The sequence below is a fragment of the Allobosea sp. LjRoot9 genome (assembly GCF_964252745.1).
Classification (GTDB): domain Bacteria; phylum Pseudomonadota; class Alphaproteobacteria; order Rhizobiales; family Beijerinckiaceae; genus Allobosea.
The window spans coordinates 419,340-434,988 of record NZ_CAXUPC020000004.1 but is presented as its reverse complement, the minus strand read 5'-3'; the positions used below and the strand labels follow the sequence as shown (position 1 = coordinate 434,988).

Annotated in this window: 15 protein-coding genes; 7 read left to right on the top strand and 8 right to left on the bottom strand. The window is 66.6% G+C overall.

Annotated elements, in window-relative coordinates:
- Positions 1-91: 91 nt before the first annotated feature.
- Entirely contained in the window at positions 92-391 is a 300-nt protein-coding gene (locus tag ACSQ3P_RS19345; protein ID WP_148663624.1) for a hypothetical protein, read from the bottom strand.
- Between ACSQ3P_RS19345 and ACSQ3P_RS19340 the strand changes: the two genes are divergently transcribed.
- Positions 390-629 (top strand): hypothetical protein, encoded by a 240-nt coding sequence (locus ACSQ3P_RS19340; protein WP_436167116.1) that lies wholly within the window; start codon positions 390-392, stop codon positions 627-629. The two genes, ACSQ3P_RS19345 and ACSQ3P_RS19340, sit on opposite strands and share 2 nt — an antisense overlap.
- 51 nt (positions 630-680) lie before the next feature.
- Here ACSQ3P_RS19340 and ACSQ3P_RS19335 read toward each other — a convergent pair whose 3' ends face one another.
- Together ACSQ3P_RS19335 and ACSQ3P_RS19330 are read right to left on the bottom strand one after the other, a co-directional pair.
- Complete coding sequence (locus ACSQ3P_RS19335) at positions 681-1,994, bottom strand: FAD-binding oxidoreductase (protein WP_436167115.1); 1,314 nt, start codon at positions 1,992-1,994, stop codon at positions 681-683.
- Positions 1,995-2,007: 13 nt separating this feature from the next.
- Complete coding sequence (locus tag ACSQ3P_RS19330) at positions 2,008-2,898, bottom strand: UbiA family prenyltransferase (RefSeq protein ID WP_436167114.1); 891 nt, start codon at positions 2,896-2,898, stop codon at positions 2,008-2,010.
- 389 nt (positions 2,899-3,287) lie between these two features.
- Between ACSQ3P_RS19330 and ACSQ3P_RS19325 the strand changes: the two genes are divergently transcribed.
- On the top strand, positions 3,288-4,025 hold the full coding sequence (locus ACSQ3P_RS19325) for a response regulator (RefSeq protein ID WP_069688688.1): 738 nt from the start codon (positions 3,288-3,290) through the stop codon (positions 4,023-4,025).
- Here ACSQ3P_RS19325 and ACSQ3P_RS19320 read toward each other — a convergent pair.
- The 4 genes from ACSQ3P_RS19320 to ACSQ3P_RS19305 all read right to left on the bottom strand — a co-directional run bounded on the left by ACSQ3P_RS19320 (position 3,989) and on the right by ACSQ3P_RS19305 (position 9,190).
- Positions 3,989-6,733: an ATP-binding protein gene (locus ACSQ3P_RS19320; RefSeq protein ID WP_436167113.1), complete on the bottom strand. Its 2,745-nt coding sequence runs from the start codon at positions 6,731-6,733 to the stop codon at positions 3,989-3,991. The genes ACSQ3P_RS19325 and ACSQ3P_RS19320 overlap by 37 nt on opposite strands.
- Positions 6,730-7,743, bottom strand: coding sequence for an ABC transporter substrate-binding protein (locus ACSQ3P_RS19315; RefSeq protein ID WP_436167112.1), 1,014 nt, complete (start codon positions 7,741-7,743; stop codon positions 6,730-6,732). Before ACSQ3P_RS19315 ends, ACSQ3P_RS19320 begins: the two co-directional genes overlap by 4 nt.
- 545 nt (positions 7,744-8,288) lie before the next feature.
- The gene (gene hutX, locus ACSQ3P_RS19310) at positions 8,289-8,831 is read right to left on the bottom strand and encodes a heme utilization cystosolic carrier protein HutX (protein ID WP_436167111.1); all 543 of its coding nucleotides are present in this window, start codon (positions 8,829-8,831) and stop codon (positions 8,289-8,291) included.
- An 11-nt stretch (positions 8,832-8,842) separates the two neighbouring features.
- A complete protein-coding gene (locus ACSQ3P_RS19305; RefSeq protein ID WP_436167110.1) occupies positions 8,843-9,190 on the bottom strand; it encodes an antibiotic biosynthesis monooxygenase family protein in 348 nt (115 codons plus the stop codon).
- Between the two features lie 443 nt (positions 9,191-9,633).
- On the opposite strand from ACSQ3P_RS19305, the gene ACSQ3P_RS19300 reads away from it, so the two are divergent.
- The 5 genes from ACSQ3P_RS19300 (at position 9,634) to ACSQ3P_RS19280 (ending at position 14,726) form a co-directional block, all read left to right on the top strand.
- Complete coding sequence (locus tag ACSQ3P_RS19300; RefSeq protein ID WP_436167109.1) at positions 9,634-10,590, top strand: heme/hemin ABC transporter substrate-binding protein; 957 nt, start codon at positions 9,634-9,636, stop codon at positions 10,588-10,590.
- Positions 10,587-11,696 carry a FecCD family ABC transporter permease gene (locus ACSQ3P_RS19295; protein WP_436167108.1) on the top strand — a complete coding sequence of 370 codons (1,110 nt, stop codon included), beginning with the start codon at positions 10,587-10,589 and terminating at the stop codon, positions 11,694-11,696. The genes ACSQ3P_RS19300 and ACSQ3P_RS19295 overlap by 4 nt, the downstream gene beginning before the upstream one ends.
- Complete coding sequence (locus ACSQ3P_RS19290) at positions 11,683-12,519, top strand: heme ABC transporter ATP-binding protein (protein WP_436167107.1); 837 nt, start codon at positions 11,683-11,685, stop codon at positions 12,517-12,519. Before ACSQ3P_RS19295 ends, ACSQ3P_RS19290 begins: the two co-directional genes overlap by 14 nt.
- A 154-nt stretch (positions 12,520-12,673) precedes the next feature.
- The gene (locus ACSQ3P_RS19285) at positions 12,674-13,345 is read left to right on the top strand and encodes a response regulator (RefSeq protein WP_436167106.1); all 672 of its coding nucleotides are present in this window, start codon (positions 12,674-12,676) and stop codon (positions 13,343-13,345) included.
- Positions 13,338-14,726, top strand: a complete 1,389-nt coding sequence (locus tag ACSQ3P_RS19280; protein ID WP_436167105.1) for a sensor histidine kinase N-terminal domain-containing protein — start codon at positions 13,338-13,340, stop codon at positions 14,724-14,726. The genes ACSQ3P_RS19285 and ACSQ3P_RS19280 overlap by 8 nt, the downstream gene beginning before the upstream one ends.
- A gap of 42 nt (positions 14,727-14,768) precedes the next feature.
- Here ACSQ3P_RS19280 and ACSQ3P_RS19275 read toward each other — a convergent pair whose 3' ends face one another.
- Positions 14,769-15,644, bottom strand: coding sequence for an ABC transporter permease (locus ACSQ3P_RS19275; RefSeq protein WP_436167104.1), 876 nt, complete (start codon positions 15,642-15,644; stop codon positions 14,769-14,771).
- Between the last annotated feature and the right edge of the window lie 5 nt (positions 15,645-15,649).

Genomic DNA, 15,649 nt, shown 5'->3' with positions numbered 1-15,649 from the left:
CCGGCTCTAGCAGCGCATCTTGTCCCTCCAAACGCCGTCCGGCCCCTCGGGGGAACCGAGGGGCCGGATCGATGCGGGCCATGCTTGCCACTCAGTAGAGCGAGCAGACCTTGCGGTAGCCGACGACCTCGCCGAAGCGGTTGACGCGCTCGACCATCTCGCAGCGACGCACCGGAGCATCCTCTTCATAGACGGGCTCGGCATAGGCGCGGTTGGCGGAGGCCGCGAGCAGGCCGCCGACGGCGAGCGCTCCGACGATGCCGGCGCCGACGCCCCAGCCATGGCCGCGATGGCGCGGATAGGCTTCGGCGCTGCCCGCGCCGGCCAGAATGGCGGTGGAGAGGGTGAGAGCGGCCAGAGCGGCGGTCGCGGTCTTCTTGAAGCTGGTCATGATGGTATCTCCCGAGGTCCAGTCGGGGGCGAACCATTCGCCCTCCATGAGCATTGGTCGCGGCGGACGCCCGGAAGGTTCAAAGGGAGACGATTATTTTTTCCGAGGCTCGATCCGCCCGAACAACCTCACCGTCATCCCGGACAAGTCGCACAGCGACGCGGAGATCCGGGATCCATCGGAAGCCACCGAACTCTACGATGGATCCCGGATCTCCGCTTCGCTGCGTCCGGGATGACGGCGCGGATGTGCGAGCCAGTTGCGCCTCAAGGCCGCGACGCCGAGACCATCAACCCGCCGTCACCCGCCGCCAGAAGCTCGACGAGAACCCTGGATCGATATGGCGCGCAAAATCCCGCCAATCCGGGAAGGAGGCCTCGAATGTCGCCGGCGACATGCGCGCATCCTTATAGGGATTCACGCGTCCGCCGGCTTCGATCGTGATCCGGTCGAGCTCCGCCAGCAGCGCCTCCGTGCGCGCCCCGCGATTGGGAAAGTCGAGCGTCAGGGTCGCCCCTGTGATCGGGAACGACATCAGGCCGGGCGACGGCAGATCGCCGAAGAGCTTGAGCACGGTCAGGAACGAAGCCTCGCCCGCCGCCAGCGTGCGCCTCAGCATCTCCTCCACGGTCGTACGGGCATGGGCCGTCGGCACCGCGCATTGGAACTGGCGCAGGCCCTTGGGTCCATAGGCGCGGTTCCAGTTGGCGACACGGTCGAGCGGATAGAAGAATGGCCGATAGGGAATGCGTCGCGGCTCAGGTGACGAGGGTTGCGCCGCCCGGTAGAGCGCATTGAACGCGCGCAGGGTCATCCCGTTGATCAGCGGGATCGGTGGCTTGATCGGAAACGGCAGCGGGCGCTTCGAGCGCGCGAGAGGCGCATCACCCCCCATTGCATGATTGGCCCGGAAGAAGACGCCGCGACCGAGCCGCGCGCCGCTCGCCAGCGAGTCGATCCAGGCGACGGTGTAGTCATGGCTCGCATCGGATTCAGCCGCGATCGCGAAGAAGCGGTCGAGCCCGTCGAAATGCAGCACCTCCTGCTGCATCTCGGCGGAGGTGACCGGCATCAATTGCAGCGTCACCTGCGTGATCAGGCCGGTCAAGCCAAAGCCGCCGATGGTCGCGGCGAAGAGTTCGCCGTTCAGGTCGGGCGCGCAAGTCAGGCGGCTGCCATCGGAGCGGATCAGTTCGAAGGCGCGCACATGCCTGCCGAAGGTACCGGCGCGATGGTGGTTCTTGCCATGGACGTCATTGGCCAGCGCACCGGCGATCGTGACGAATGCGGTGCCAGGCGTCACCGGCGGAAACCAGCCGGCCTGAACGGTAAGCTTCAGCACATCGTCGAGCAGCACGCCCGCCTCACAGGTGAGGAGGCCGCTCACGCGGTCGAAGGCGAGGATCCGGTCGAGGCTGCGGCCCAGGATGAGCGTGCCGCCATCGTTCAGGCAGGAATCGCCATAGGAGCGGCCATTGCCGTAGGCCAGGGCCGGCGTCCGATGCTGAGACGGCGCGGCGATCCAGGGCTCGGCCGCGACGATCTCGGCATTTCGGGCGACGAGCCCGCCCCAGGAGCGGCACTCCGGCAGGATCTCGCTCATAGCAGGATCTCGCTCACGGCAGGATCGTCGCCGCGACCATGATCAGCAGGACCAGCGAGCCCGTCACCTGGCTGCGCCAGTCGCGGATCATGAAGACGAGCGGATCATCCGGCATCAGGCCGCGTCTGGCCAGGAACCAGACCCGCGACATCTGGTAGAGGACGATCGGGCAGACCAGCCAGATCAGCTCCGGGTGACGGTAAAGCTGCTTCACCGCGGCGCTGTCGACATAGAGCGCAAGGATCAGGGCGCAGGTGCAGCCCGACGCCATGCCGAGCTGGGAAAGAGCCTCGATATCCTCGGCATGATAACCGCGCCCGGCCTTTTTCAGCCCCGACTGGTCCTGCGTGATCCTGAGCTCGGCATAGCGCTTCACCAGCGCCAGGCTCAGGAACAGGAACATCGAAAAGGCGAGCAGCCATGACGAGAGCGGGATCGCGGCGGCGGCATTGCCGGCGAGGATGCGCAAGGTGTGCAGCGCGGCCAGCCCCAGCACATCGACCAGGAGCTTGCGCTTGAGCACGAAGAGATAGGCCAAGGCGAGGCCGAGATAGGCCGTCAACGCCAGCACGAAGAGCTTGGGCTCCGGCAGCAGCAGGGACAGGGCGAAAGCGGCGGCCAGCAGGACGGGAACCACCGTATAGGCCTGACGCTCGGTGATCTCGCCGGCGGCCAGCGGGCGCTTGCACTTCGTCGGATGCCGGCGGTCGGCTTCGACATCGACGATGTCGTTGAGAAGATAGATCGACGAGGCCATCAGGCTGAAGGAGATGAAGGCAACGAGCCCATGCCCGAGCGACTCCGGATCGAAGACTTCATGATTCAGCAGGATCGGGATGAAGACGAGCCCGTTCTTCAGCCAATGATGCGGCCTCATCGCCCTGATCATCGCCTTGAGAGCCATGTCACCCTTCTCTTCCGTCAAGAGTCCGCCCGACGGCAAGCGAAAGACGCGCAGCCACGAGGCCCAGCCAGATTTCCACTATTCGGGCGAGGGCTTTCTTCTGCGAGAAACCCTAAATCCCAGTGCAGAAACACAACGCAACACAGCGCTATTGCTTGCCATGATTAATATCTGCCTGCCGGCACCCGCGAATATCCGCATGTTGCGCTCTCCGGAAACCTGTCTCCTCCCTGCAAGATGTCTCCCTTTCGTGAACCGGCGTTCACGCCGCCCGCGCGCATCGCCTTGCAAAGCCCGTCGGACAGTTGGATCGTGCAAGTGCGTCGGGGGGCTCGGCGTATGCAGCCGGCGCTTCAGGCCGGATCTGATCTGACGGGTGCGCTTCGGGCATGAACGCGACGAGCGAAACTGCGGCGGCAAACCGCGAACGTCTCGTCATCGTCGAGGACGACCCTGTAACGCGCGCCATGATCTCGGGCTATTTCGCCGACCAAGGCTTCAGGGTCGAGGAGGCCGAGAGCGTGGCCGAGGCGCGCAGGGTGGTGCGGCGGGTCAAGCCCGAACTGATCTTCCTCGATGTCGTCCTGCCCGATGGCGACGGTTTCGAGCTCGCCAAGGAGCTCCAGGGCTTTTCCGACGCAGGCATCATCTTCGTCACGCGCCGCGACACCGACATCGATAGAATCGTCGGACTCGAGCTCGCAGGCGACCACTACGTCACCAAGCCGGTCAATCTGCGCGATCTGCTGGCGCGGACGCGCTCGCTATTGCGCCGTCGCAAGATCGAGCGCGATACGGCGCGGCGCAGCACCACGATCACCTTCGGCCCCTTCATGATCGACCTGCTGCGGCGCGAGCTGGCGACGGTCAACGGCGATCCAATCCGCCTGACGCGGGGCGAGTTCGACCTGCTTGCCGCGCTCGTCGACAGCAATGGCCGGCCGCTCAGCCGCGACTACCTGATCGAGGTCGTCAGCAACCGCCATGGCGAGGTCGACGCCCGCACCGTCGACGCGCTGGTGGCGCGGCTGCGACGCAAGCTGACGGGAGCCGGCGACCCGGGGGTGATCGCAACGGTCAGCGGCATCGGCTACAAGCTCGGCATCTTCGCCGACCGTAACGCCTGATCGTCCGGCACGCCCTTCGCAACCGTCCCGCCCCGCAATGCGAGCGCCGCCAGCGCTTCGCCGCGCGCCTGCGCCAGATCAGCCACCGCCTGCGCCATGACCTGCAAGGATGCGATACGGGCCTCAGCCTCGATCGTCGATGCGATGGTCACCGCCTGTCCGAGGCCCAGCGCGCTGGCCGAGCTCGCGAACTGATGCGCCGCCCGCTCCAGCGCCTTGCGGTCGCCCTGATCGATCGCTCGGCCAAGCTGCTCCAGAATATCCCCCGAGACCGTCTGGAACAGCGCAACCAGACGCCCCATGCGTTCGGCTCCGACCAGCAGCGCCTGCTCGTCGAGGAAGGTGTCGTCGACGGGATGGTCCGGCGACAGGTTCGCATTCGCCAGGCGCCCCGACCCGCGCGTGTTGCGCGTCAGCACCTGCCGCAACGCCGCGGACGTCGCGGGCTTGGGCACGATCGTGGTCAGGCCCGCCGCGAGAAGCCGGCGCATCGTCTCCGGCGACACATCGGCGGTCAGCGCCACGATCGTCGGGCAGGCGATCTCCGGGATGGCACGGATCGCGGCCGCGGTCTCGATGCCGTCCATGCCGGTCATGTGCATGTCGAGCAGCACGAGATCGACGCGCTTCGACGCCAGCAGCGCCAGCGCAGCCTCGCCGGAACTGGCGGTCAGCACGCGGTGCCCGGCCTTGGCGATCATGATCCGCGCCACCTCCCGCGTGACGGGCTCGTCGTCGACGACGAGCACCACAAGCGGCGTCTCGGCCGTCTCGGCATGCGAGGAATGCGCAACGCTCGTCGCCGCTGCAGCCGGCAACCTGACCCAGAAGGTGCTGCCGACCCCGACTTCACTGAAGACCGAAATCGAGCCGCCCATCAGGTTTGCAAGCTTGGTGCAGATCGCCAGGCCCAGACCGACCCCGCCGGAACGCCGCCCGGTTTCGGGATCGACCTGCACGAAATCCTGGAAGATGCGGCGTTGCATGGCGGGATCGATGCCGATGCCGGTATCGTGCACCGCGATCACCAGCATCGGCCCGGACGCGCCGTCAGCCGGCTCCAGGGCGGCGCCGATCTCGATCTCACCGGCATCGGTGAAGCTGATCGCATTGCGCAGAAGATTCTGGACGATCCGGTTGATCTTGCCGGGATCGCCGTTGAGCCTCGCCATGGCAACGGGCTCGATATCGAGACGCAGCGCGAGACCCTTGCGCTCGGCTGCCGGCCGCATCAGCGCAACGGCCGCCGCGAGCAGGGCGCCCGGCTCGTAATCACGCATCTCCAGGCTCTCTGTGCCCGCCTCCAGCCGCGAAAGGTCGAGCGTCGCATTGGCGAGGTCGATCAGCGTCTCGCCGGAGGTCGCTGCCATTTCGACCAGCCGCCGGTCGCGCTGGCTCATGCGCTTGCGGTCGAGGATTTCGAGCACGCCGAGCACACCCGACAAGGGCGTGCGGATGTCATGCCCCACCACCGCGAGGAAGCGGGATTTGGCTTTCGTCGCCTCCTCGGCCAATTCGCGCGCCTGTTCGGCGGCGCGCTGCCCGCTCGATGCCTGGTCGAGCGCCTTGGCAAGCGCAGCCGTGCGCTGGGACACCTTGTCCTCCAGGATGCTCCGGCTCTCCTGCAGACGCGCAGCCATCAGGTTGAACTGGTCGCCGAGTTCCTGGAGCTCATCGCCGGTGCGAATGTCGATGCGCTCGTCGAGCTGGCCCTCGCCGATTCGAGCGGCGCCTTCGGTCAGCGCCCGGACGGGCGCGACCAGGCGCCCGCTGAGCAGGATGCTGGTTATCACGGTGATGAGCAGCGCCCCGGCGAGGATGATCAGCGAACGCAGGATCGAAGCGTAGATCGGCGCATAAGCCTCGCTTTGCGGCAGGTCGACGATGACGCTCCAATCAAGATTCGGCACGGGTGCGACGACTGACAGGACGGCCCGCCCCTCGATATCGCGGGTCGACAGGCTATTGCCGGGCAGCATCGCGCCTTCAACGTCCGGCCGCGGATAGGCCTGCAGGAGCGGCAGCAGATTCGTGCCTCTCAGGACGAAGCGGAGATCGGGATGCGCGATCAGCCGGCCGGAACGGTCGACGACATAGGCCCGGCCTTCCACGCCGACCTTCATCTGCGAGACGAGTTCTTTGATGAAGGTCAGATTGACCGTCGCCAGGACCACGCCGCCTTTCGTTTCGGTCACCCGCTTTCCCAGCAGCAGATAAGGCTCGGAGCCGCGCCGGAATTCGACACCGCTCCGGAAAGTGCCTTGAGCCAATGCCGCCTGGACGATCGGATCACTGGACAGATCCGTCCCTGCGCCGATGCGGTCGCGGTCAGTGCGCGACAGGGCCAGCAATTCGCGCCCTTCGGCGTCCGTTCGCCTGAGATCGAGGATCGCCGGGGCCAGCCGCAGCAGGCGCAGCCCATCGAGATGAAGCTCTTCGAGGGCAAGGGCGCCCGAGCTGCTCAGCGAAACCCAATCGAGCTGCCGCGCGATATCGCCGACAAATCCGCTGATGCGCTGCGCCGCCGCCTGCGCCTGCTCCTGCTGGACACGCGCCACCAGCGCCCGCTGATCGGAGAAGGCGAAGATCGTGCCCACGATGCCGTTGATGCCCAAAGCGAGGCTGATCGCGAAGCCGACGAACAGCGCGTATTTGCGGGCGAGTGCACCGCGCGGCCCGTGCCCGGCCGCGTCGATGATCCCGCTCATGACACGATCCGCGAGGCGCGCACGCGCAGCGAAAGCGGGATCGTCAACCCCAGCGCCATGACCGCCTTCTCATTGATCACCAGTTCGAAGCTGCGCGAGAACTGGACGGGGAGCTCCGCAACGTTCGCGCCACGAAAGATCAGGTCGATATAGCTCGCCATGACCAGATCGGATTCATCGCGACCGCCGGTATAGGACATCAGCCCGCCTGCCTCGACGAAGGTCTCGTAGGGATACATCGTCGGCATCCGGTATTTCGCCACCAGCGGCGCGATCGCCCGGGCATTCCGGAAGGTGAAGCTGTCCGGCGGGAAAAACAGTCCCGTGCCCGGTTGCGCGGCGAGTTCGACAAGAGCGGGCTCGATCTCGCTCAGAGTCGAGACCGGAGCGCTGACCAGCGACATCCCGAGCTCTTTTGCGCTCCAGCGCAGATGCTCGACATAGGTCACGCCTCCAGCCGCAGCGGACACCGGATTGTAGATGACGCCGATCCGCACGGTCGCGGGTGCAATCTCGCGCAGCAGATCGACCCATTTCGCCGCCATTGACGGCTCATTGTTGCTGAAGCCGGTCGCGTTGCCTTCCGGGCGCTCGAGCGAACGCACGAAACCGCTCCCGACCGGATCGGACGCCGTCGAGAACAACACCGGGATCGCGCGCGTCGCGGCCAGGATGGCGGCCGTCTCGGTGCTGGAGCCGGCGACGATGACGTCGGGCGTTTCGCCGACCAGATCCCTCGCCGTCGTCGCCAGGGTCTGCGGATCGGAGTTGGAGGAGCGGACGAGGTAGCGGATATTCTGCCCTTCGATCCAGCCCCGCTGCACCATCAGGCGCTTGAGGATGCCCAGGCGCGCCAGCACGATCGGATGATCGAGCGGCAAGCCCACCATGAAAGCGGCAAGCCGCACGCGCTCGGCCGCCGCAGTGGAGGACGACGCGAAGCCCGCAGTGAGGGAGGCCAACGCACAGAGAAAGGACCGACGCTGCATCCGTACCGCCAGGATCGTCATGCGCCGCGCTCACCGCAGCGATGGATACGAACGGTGCCATGTCCCGCCGCGCAGGTCGAGCGTCAGAACGTTAGAGCGTTTTCGAGCGAAGTGAACACCGGTTTTTCGCAGGAGCAATGCTCTCAACTCCTGGAATCGATCACGTTTCTCGCATTCGGACGATGCTGTCCGAATGCGACGTGATCGAGGGAAATAGGCTGCCTATTTGCGCCAGCGCGGCGCACTGTGTCGCCCGTAACGGACGTCGACCCGCGCCTCGGGGATCGGCCACTCATAGACCGGTGCGAAGATCCAGCATTGCAGCCGATTCCATTCGGCTGCGTCCCGCGCCCCGTTACAGGCTCCGATATGAGAGCGCTGCCAAAAGGCAGTGGCCGGCACGGGCCACGCGAACAGCGCAAGCGCGAGGACGAAGATCGATCTGCTCAAGCAGCGACGCCTCATTGGCGGCCCCGGTCGACCGGGGCCGCTTAAACACCAAGCTCATGAGGAACGCATGGATCTCCTACCAAACGCTAAACGGCTACCTCGCCGAGAGCCGGCCGTCAGGCGAAGCGGGTCTTCAGCGCCTCGAACAATGTGACCTGCTCGGCGATCAGCGCCCGGCTCGCATCGCGCCGGACGAAGACCTTGAACATCGCCTCGCCCGCGCCGTTGAAGAACTGCACCGAGCAGGACCGGCGCCCGTGGAAGAGCCGGTCGACCAGATAGATCGCGCGGCAATTCTCGGCCTTGATATGGCCGCCGATCGGGCTGTCGCCATGGATGTTGTAATAGCCATGGCCGAAGGAGCCGACCGGCAGCGCACCTTCGCATTCCAGCACGATATCGGGCGTGTGGACGATGAAGAGCACGCTCCCCCAGTTCGCGAGTTCCTGCCAGAGCGCCTCGAAGCGCTCGGGCGCGATCGCCGTCCGCTGCTGCGGCGGCGTCTCCTCCAGCACGGCGAGCGTCGGCACGCCGACCTCGCGGGCGATCGCCTCGATGACGCCGTCGGGCTTGGCCGCCAGCATCTGCCTGACACGCGCCATCGGGTCGGTTGCCGGCGGTTCCTGGCCGGCCAGCGGGATCACCTGCGAGATCGACATGCCGCCTCCCCTCACTCGGCCGCCTGGCGAGGCCGATGCGGATTGCTTTCGCTCAGCACCGTCTCGAAGCCCTCGAACTCGGGATGACCGAGATACATCGGCGTCTCGCGCGGCTGGCCGGCATTGCGATGGGATTCGCGGAACTGCTCGGATTTGGTCCAGGCCGTGAAATCCTCCTTCGAGGCCCAGCTGGTATGCGAGGAATAGAGGGTGTGATCCTCCTTCTCCGGGCCCTTCAGCAGATGGAAGCCGAGGAAGCCCGTCATCTCGTCGAGGCGCGTCTTGCGCGACGACCAGACCGTCTCGAAGGCAGCCTCCTCTCCCTTGACGACCTTGAAGCGGTTCATGGCGATGAACATCGGATTTATCCTGACTTGGCTGACGGACGAACTGGTTTGGGTGGTTCTGGTAGAGCGTTTTCGAGCGAAGTGGCCACCGGTTCGCGTGAAGAAAACGCGTTAAAACAAAATGCTCTAGCGTGCCGAACTGGACGAGATTGCTGTCCGGATCGACAAGAATTGTCGGTTTCCAAGGAGCCCCGGAAACGCGCCTGATCGTGGCGGAAGAATACACGGCGCAGCCTTGGCCCAGGAATACAGCTCGCTGGCTGACGCCGGATGCGCCTCGCCGACAAACGTTCAGCGGTCACCGTGCCCGGCGCGCCACTCTTGACCCTCTGTAGTAAAACCGAATATCTCCGTCAACAACGCCGAAACATAAGCTAAATTAGACGAATTAAAAAGAATGAATACTTGCCTCGAATGCTAACCTGAGGCAATCAACACCAGACGGAGACAATCTCATGGCCGGCCGCAACGCCCTGCTCGCCCCGGCGGCTCGCCGCCTCAATCGGCGCGAACTCGGTGCCGCTCTCGCCTTGACGCTGATCGCCGCCGTCGATCTGGCGAGCCCCGCCTCCTTCGTCACGCGCAGCTTCGCGCAGACGCCCGAGCGCATCGTCGCCGCCGGTGGCGTGATCACTGAGGTGCTTTATGCGCTGGGCCTGCAGGACAGGCTTGTGGGCGTCGACTCGACCAGCCAGTTCCCGGCCGAAGCACTGAAGGACAAGCCCAATATCGGCTATGTCCGGGCCCTTTCGGCGGAAGGCGTGCTTTCGCTCAGGCCCTCGCTCGTCATGGCGATCACCAGCGCCGGCCCGCCGGATGCGATCTCGCTGCTGAACGAGGCGGGCGTACGCCTCGCGCGGATTCCCGACGACATGAGCGCCGAGGGTGTCGTGACCAAGATCGAGGCGATCGGCGCGGTCGCCGGCGCGGCCGAGCCCGCGCGCCGGCTCGCGGCGCAGACCAAGGCGCGCTTCGACGAACTGGCGGCGCTGCGCACGGCTTTGCCAGCTAAGCGCCGTGTGCTCTTCGTGCTCTCATTGCAGAATGGCCGCACCATGGTCGGCGGGCGCAACAGCTCGGCGGACGCGATCATCGATCTCGCCGGCGGCATCAATGCAGCGGCTGCGGTCGAGGGCTACAAGACGATGACCGACGAGGCGATCATCGCCGCTGCGCCCGACGCCATCCTGATGATGCGCAACAGCGGCAATCACGACACGGCAACCGAGGCGCTGTTCGCCTTGCCCGCCTTCTCCCAGACGCCGGCGGCGGCGCAGCGCGCCCATATCGTCATGGACGGCCTCTATCTGCTCGGCTTCGGCCCGCGCACGCCGGCGGCCGCCCGCGACCTCATGGCCGCGCTCTATCCCGGCGCCGCGATTCCGCCGCTGAAGACGGCGGCTGCACCATGACGCTTGCCGCCCGCCCCGGCGAGCTCGCCGCCTTGTCGTCGCTTGCAGCCTTCGCGGCCGGCCGCAGGCGACAGGCGGTGCTTGCGGTCGTCGGCGTGACCTTGCTCTGCCTCGTGCTCGCCATCGTCGCGACAGGCCAGGGTGCGGTCCAGATCGCCCCGGCCCGCGTCGCCGAGATCCTGATGGCAAAGCTCTCCGGCCAGGACGAATTGCTCACCGGGCGCGACGCGCTGGTCGTGCTCAACATCCGCCTGCCCCGCGTGCTGCTCGCCATGCTGATCGGCGCGGCGCTCGCCATCTCGGGCGCGCTGATGCAGGGCCTGTTTCGCAATCCGCTCGCCGACCCCGGCCTCGTTGGCGTCTCGGCCGGGGCGGGGCTCGCCGCCGCGACGACCATCGTCCTGGGTGACCGCCTCCTCGCCGGCACAGGCTTCAAATTGCCCTTCGCCGCCCTGCCCGTCGGCGCCTTCTGCGGCGGCCTGGTCTCGACATTGGCGCTCTATCTGATCGCGACGCGCCAGGGCCGCACCTCGGTCGCGACCATGCTGCTCGCCGGCGTCGCGCTCGGCGCGCTCGCAGGCTCGCTCACGGGCCTGCTCGCCTTCATCTCGGACGACCGGCAATTGCGCGACCTGACCTTCTGGTCGCTCGGCAGTCTCGGCGGCGCGAGCTGGGCCAAGCTCGTCATCGTCGCACCGATCATGCTGCCCCTGCTCTTGGCCGTGCCATTGCTCGCGCGCGGGCTCAACGCCCTGATGCTGGGCGAGGCGGAGGCCTACCATCTCGGCCTGCCGGTGCAGCGCATCAAAGGGCTTGCCATCCTGCTCGTCGCGCTCGCCGTCGGTGCAAGCGTCGCCACAGCCGGCGTCATCGGCTTCGTCGGCATCGTCGTGCCGCATCTGATCCGGCTCGCCATCGGTCCCGACCACCGCCTGCTATTGCCGCTTTCAGCGCTCGGCGGCGCAACCCTGCTGGTCGGGGCAGACATCGCCGCGCGCCTGATCGTGGCTCCGGCGGAACTACCCATCGGCATCGTCACCGCAGCGGTCGGTGCGCCGTTCTTCCTCTGGCTTCTCCTGCGCCGGGCAAACCATGTCGATCTCTGACGTGCACGGCCCCGCGCTCATCGCCTGCGAGGGCGTGAGCTTCGCGATCGGCCGGCGCAAGCTCGTCGATCAGGCCTCGCTTGAGCTGCGCCCGGGCCGCACGACCATTCTGGTCGGCCCCAATGGCGCGGGGAAATCGACGCTGCTGAAACTCCTGACCGGCGAATTACATCCAAGCGCCGGCAGAATATCCTTCGATGGCGAGGCGCTCGGTGCGGTGCCGGGCTGGCGGCTCGCCTCGCGGCGCGCCGTGATGGCGCAGCAGACCAGGCTCGCCTTTCCCTTCACCGTCTACGAGGTCGCGCGGCTGGGCGTCGACGGCGTCGGCCGCCGCCTGCCGCGTGGCCAGCGCGAAGCCCTGATCGGTCAGGCCCTGAGCGCCGCCGGCGTGCTCGACCTCGCCGCCCGCAGCTACCAGACCCTCTCGGGCGGCGAACAGCAGCGGGTGCAGTTCGCCCGCGCGCTCTGCCAGCTCGAGGCCGGGCGCGGCGCCGGGCCATCCCAGGCGCTCTTCCTCGACGAGCCGATCGCGAGCCTCGACCTCTGCCATCAGCTCGCTCTTCTGGACATGGCCCGCAGCCTCGCCAGCCGCGGCGTCGCCGTGCTGATCGTGCTGCACGACCTCAACCTCGCCGTGACCTATGCCGACGAGCTCGTCATCATGGACCAGGGCCGCATCGTCGCCCGCGGCGCCCCTGCCGCGACCCTGGACGACGCGCTGCTGCGCCAGGTCTTCAAGGTCGATCTCTCGCTCAGCCGCGCGCCGGCGCCGGGCCTGCCTTTCCTGCTGCCGCAACAGCACCGGGCCCAAACCGCCGCCTGATGGCGAAGGCCCAGCGGCACAAACCGCGCCCTGATCGGAATGTCGCGACAGCCTGCCGTCACGCTCGCGCAGCGAGCGAGTTCCGGGCCCCCGCTTTGCCCTCACCCGGCTTTTGGAACATAAGGAGCCCTGCGGCCCCGGGCAGCGATGGCAGATGCGCATTTTACTGGTCGAGGATAATCGCGAGCTTTCGGACTGGCTCGGCCGGTTGCTGCGCAAGAGCCGCTATGTCGTCGATTGCGTCCATGACGGCGCGGATGCCGATGCGGCGCTGTCGACGCAGCACTATGACGTGATCATCCTCGATATGGGCCTGCCGCACATGACCGGGCTCGAAGTGCTGCAGCGTTTCAGGAGCCGTCGCGGCCTGACGCCCGTCATCATCCTGACCGCCAACGATGCCGTCACCAGCCGCATCGCCGGGCTCGACGCCGGCGCTGACGACTACCTCGTCAAGCCGTTCGACCCCGACGAGCTGGAGGCGCGCATTCGCGCGCAATTGCGGCGCCGGCAAAACGACAAGACCCTGCGCGTCATCTTCGGCGCGCTCGAACTGGAGACGAATACGCGCCAGTTCCTGCTGGCCGGCGAAGCCCTGTCCTTGACGCAGCGCGAGCATGCGGTGCTGGAAACGCTCATCCTGGCTTCCGGCCGCGTCGTGTCGAAAGCGGCCCTGAGCGAAACCGTGTTCGGCCTCGACGACGATGCCAGCTCGAACGCGATTGAGATCTATGTCCACCGCGTGCGCAAGAAACTGGAGGGCCAGGGCGTCGCGATCGGCACCTTGCGGGGTCTCGGCTATGCGCTGAGGAAGCAGGATGCCTAGGAGCCTGCGCGGCGAATTGCTCGGCTGGCTGCTAATTCCGCTGGCCGGCGTGGTCGCGTTCAATGCCTGGACGACCCATCGCAGCGCGGTCGCCACCGCCAATCTGATCACCGATCGCACCTTGCTGGCCTCGGCCCGCGTCATCGCCGAGCAGGTGAAGGACAATGAGGGCAGCGTCGAGGCGCTGATCCCGCCCTCCGCGCTGGAGATGTTCGCCTCGCCCGACCGGGACCACGTGATCTACCGCGTCATGGCGCCCTCCGGAGAACTGATCGCCGGCTTCCCGGACGTGGCGATACCGCCGCGCCCGCCGGTCGATCTCCAGCCGGTCCATTTCGAGGCACGGTTCCGTGTCGAGGACATCCGGGCGGTGGCGATCTCCCAGCCTGTCGTCTCGAAGTCAGCGGGTGGGAATGCGCTCGTCGTGGTCGGCACCAGCTTGCACGGCCGCGACCGGCTCGTCACCGAACTCTGGCTGAGATCGCTGCGCGATCAGACGCTTCTCGTCGGGATCGCGGCGCTTCTGGCGCTGTTTGGCCTTCACAGGGGTCTGGCGCCGCTGCTGCGCTTGCGCAGCGAGCTCGTCGCCCGCGATCCCGGTTCGCTTCAGCCCCTGGCCGGCGAGAACCTCCAGACCGAATTGAAGCCGCTGATCGACGCGCTGAACCACGCTTTCGCGCGCATCCAAACCTATATCACGCTGCAACGGCGCTTCGTCGCCGACGCCTCGCATCAGTTGCGCACCCCGCTCGCCGTGCTGAAGACGCAAGCCACTGTCGGGCTGCGCGACAGCGAGGCGGCGGCCAAGACCGAGGCCCTGGCCGCGATCGATGGCGGGCTCGACGCCATGGCACGCGTCGTCAATCAGCTTCTGGTGCTGGCGCGGGCGGAGCCCGGCGGTGCGGCGATGCGCAAGGAGGCGGTCGACTTCGCCGCAATCACCCGGGCCGCGCTCGAAAGCCGCGCCATGCTCGCCTTCGACCGGCGCATAGACCTCTCATTCGAAGGAGATCAGGCCGGCCTGGAGCTGCAGGGCCATGTCACGCTGCTGCGGGAGATGGTGGCCAATCTGGTCGAGAACGCCTTGCGCTACACGCCCGAGGGCGGAGCTGTCAGCGTGCGCCTGACGCGGCAACCCGACGAGATCCATCTCAGCATCGAGGATAATGGTCCGGGCATCCCGGAGGCCGAACGCGAACGGGTGTTCGAGCGCTTCTATCGCCTGGCCTCGGGCTCGGAAGGGACAGGCTTGGGGCTTGCGATCGTGCGGGAGATCGTCAGCGCCCATGGCGGCCGCATCACCTTGTCGCAACGCACGCCGCCGCCCGGCCTGCACGCCCAAATTATCTTGCCGGCGAGCTTCATCTTGCCGGCGAGCTGAGGACAGGCCCGCCGGCAATACACATTGACTGGTTGTCTTGTTCTACTGATTGTCCTGCAGCGGCGCCGGACGCCAGGTCGCGAGGCTGTTCTCGACCCAGCTCATCAGATATTCGGCGGCGAGCGCCACGACCATGATGATGACGATCGCCGCATACATGCCGGCCGCGTCGAAGGAGCCCTTGGCGATGTTGATCAGGAGGCCGACACCGTAGCGCGCCCCGACGAACTCACCGACGATGGCGCCGACGATGGCGAAGCCGAAGCTGACATGGAGCGAAGCGAAGATCCAGCTCATCGCCGAGGGGATCACCACCGAGCGCGTCAATTGCCAGCCCTTGGCACCCAGGATCTGCGCATTGGCCATCAGGTTCCGGTCGGCCTCGCGCACGCCCTGGAAGGCGTTGGCGAAGACGACGAAGAACACCATCACGAAGGAGAGCGCGACCTTGGAGGCGAGGCCGAGGCCGAAGATCATGATGAAGATCGGCGCCAGCACGACGCGCGGGATCGAATTGATCACCTTGATGTAGATCGAGAAGATGTCGGCGAGCATGCGGTTGCGGCCGAGCGCGATGCCGACCACGATGCCGGCGATCGAGCCGGTCGCAAAGCCGATCAGCGATTCCTCCATCGTCACCCAGAGATGGAACCAGAGGGGGCCTTCCGAGGTACCCTCCGTGATCCATTCGACCAGGCGCTCATAGATCGCGCTCGGGCTCGAGAAGAAGAATTCGTCGATGATGGCGGTGCGGGAGGCAATCTCCCAGCCGCCGAGGATGGCGGCAAGAATGGCCCAGCGCCAGAACAGCACCATGTGCTTGCGATGGCGGGCGGCCTTGGCGGCGGCGGCTTCGATCTCGGCGTCCGAGGTGCCGGCGCGGAAGAGGACGCCAGAGGCGATGGCTGTGTCGGTCATGTCCT

What these genes read in the sequence shown, in the direction of transcription:
- ACSQ3P_RS19275 (WP_436167104.1), bottom strand. Translation starts at nt 15,644, where the DNA reads ATGACCGACACAGCCATCGCCTCTGGCGTCCTCTTCCGCGCCGGCACC.
- ACSQ3P_RS19305 (WP_436167110.1), bottom strand. Translation starts at nt 9,190, where the DNA reads ATGTTCATCGCCATGAACCGCTTCAAGGTCGTCAAGGGAGAGGAGGCT.
- ACSQ3P_RS19325 (WP_069688688.1), top strand. Translation starts at nt 3,288, where the DNA reads ATGAACGCGACGAGCGAAACTGCGGCGGCAAACCGCGAACGTCTCGTC.
- ACSQ3P_RS19290 (WP_436167107.1), top strand. Translation starts at nt 11,683, where the DNA reads ATGTCGATCTCTGACGTGCACGGCCCCGCGCTCATCGCCTGCGAGGGC.
- ACSQ3P_RS19320 (WP_436167113.1), bottom strand. Translation starts at nt 6,733, where the DNA reads ATGAGCGGGATCATCGACGCGGCCGGGCACGGGCCGCGCGGTGCACTC.
- ACSQ3P_RS19340 (WP_436167116.1), top strand. Translation starts at nt 390, where the DNA reads ATGATGGTATCTCCCGAGGTCCAGTCGGGGGCGAACCATTCGCCCTCC.
- ACSQ3P_RS19285 (WP_436167106.1), top strand. Translation starts at nt 12,674, where the DNA reads ATGCGCATTTTACTGGTCGAGGATAATCGCGAGCTTTCGGACTGGCTC.
- ACSQ3P_RS19300 (WP_436167109.1), top strand. Translation starts at nt 9,634, where the DNA reads ATGGCCGGCCGCAACGCCCTGCTCGCCCCGGCGGCTCGCCGCCTCAAT.
- ACSQ3P_RS19295 (WP_436167108.1), top strand. Translation starts at nt 10,587, where the DNA reads ATGACGCTTGCCGCCCGCCCCGGCGAGCTCGCCGCCTTGTCGTCGCTT.
- ACSQ3P_RS19335 (WP_436167115.1), bottom strand. Translation starts at nt 1,994, where the DNA reads ATGAGCGAGATCCTGCCGGAGTGCCGCTCCTGGGGCGGGCTCGTCGCC.
- hutX (WP_436167111.1), bottom strand. Translation starts at nt 8,831, where the DNA reads ATGTCGATCTCGCAGGTGATCCCGCTGGCCGGCCAGGAACCGCCGGCA.
- ACSQ3P_RS19330 (WP_436167114.1), bottom strand. Translation starts at nt 2,898, where the DNA reads ATGGCTCTCAAGGCGATGATCAGGGCGATGAGGCCGCATCATTGGCTG.
- ACSQ3P_RS19315 (WP_436167112.1), bottom strand. Translation starts at nt 7,743, where the DNA reads ATGACGATCCTGGCGGTACGGATGCAGCGTCGGTCCTTTCTCTGTGCG.
- ACSQ3P_RS19345 (WP_148663624.1), bottom strand. Translation starts at nt 391, where the DNA reads ATGACCAGCTTCAAGAAGACCGCGACCGCCGCTCTGGCCGCTCTCACC.
- ACSQ3P_RS19280 (WP_436167105.1), top strand. Translation starts at nt 13,338, where the DNA reads ATGCCTAGGAGCCTGCGCGGCGAATTGCTCGGCTGGCTGCTAATTCCG.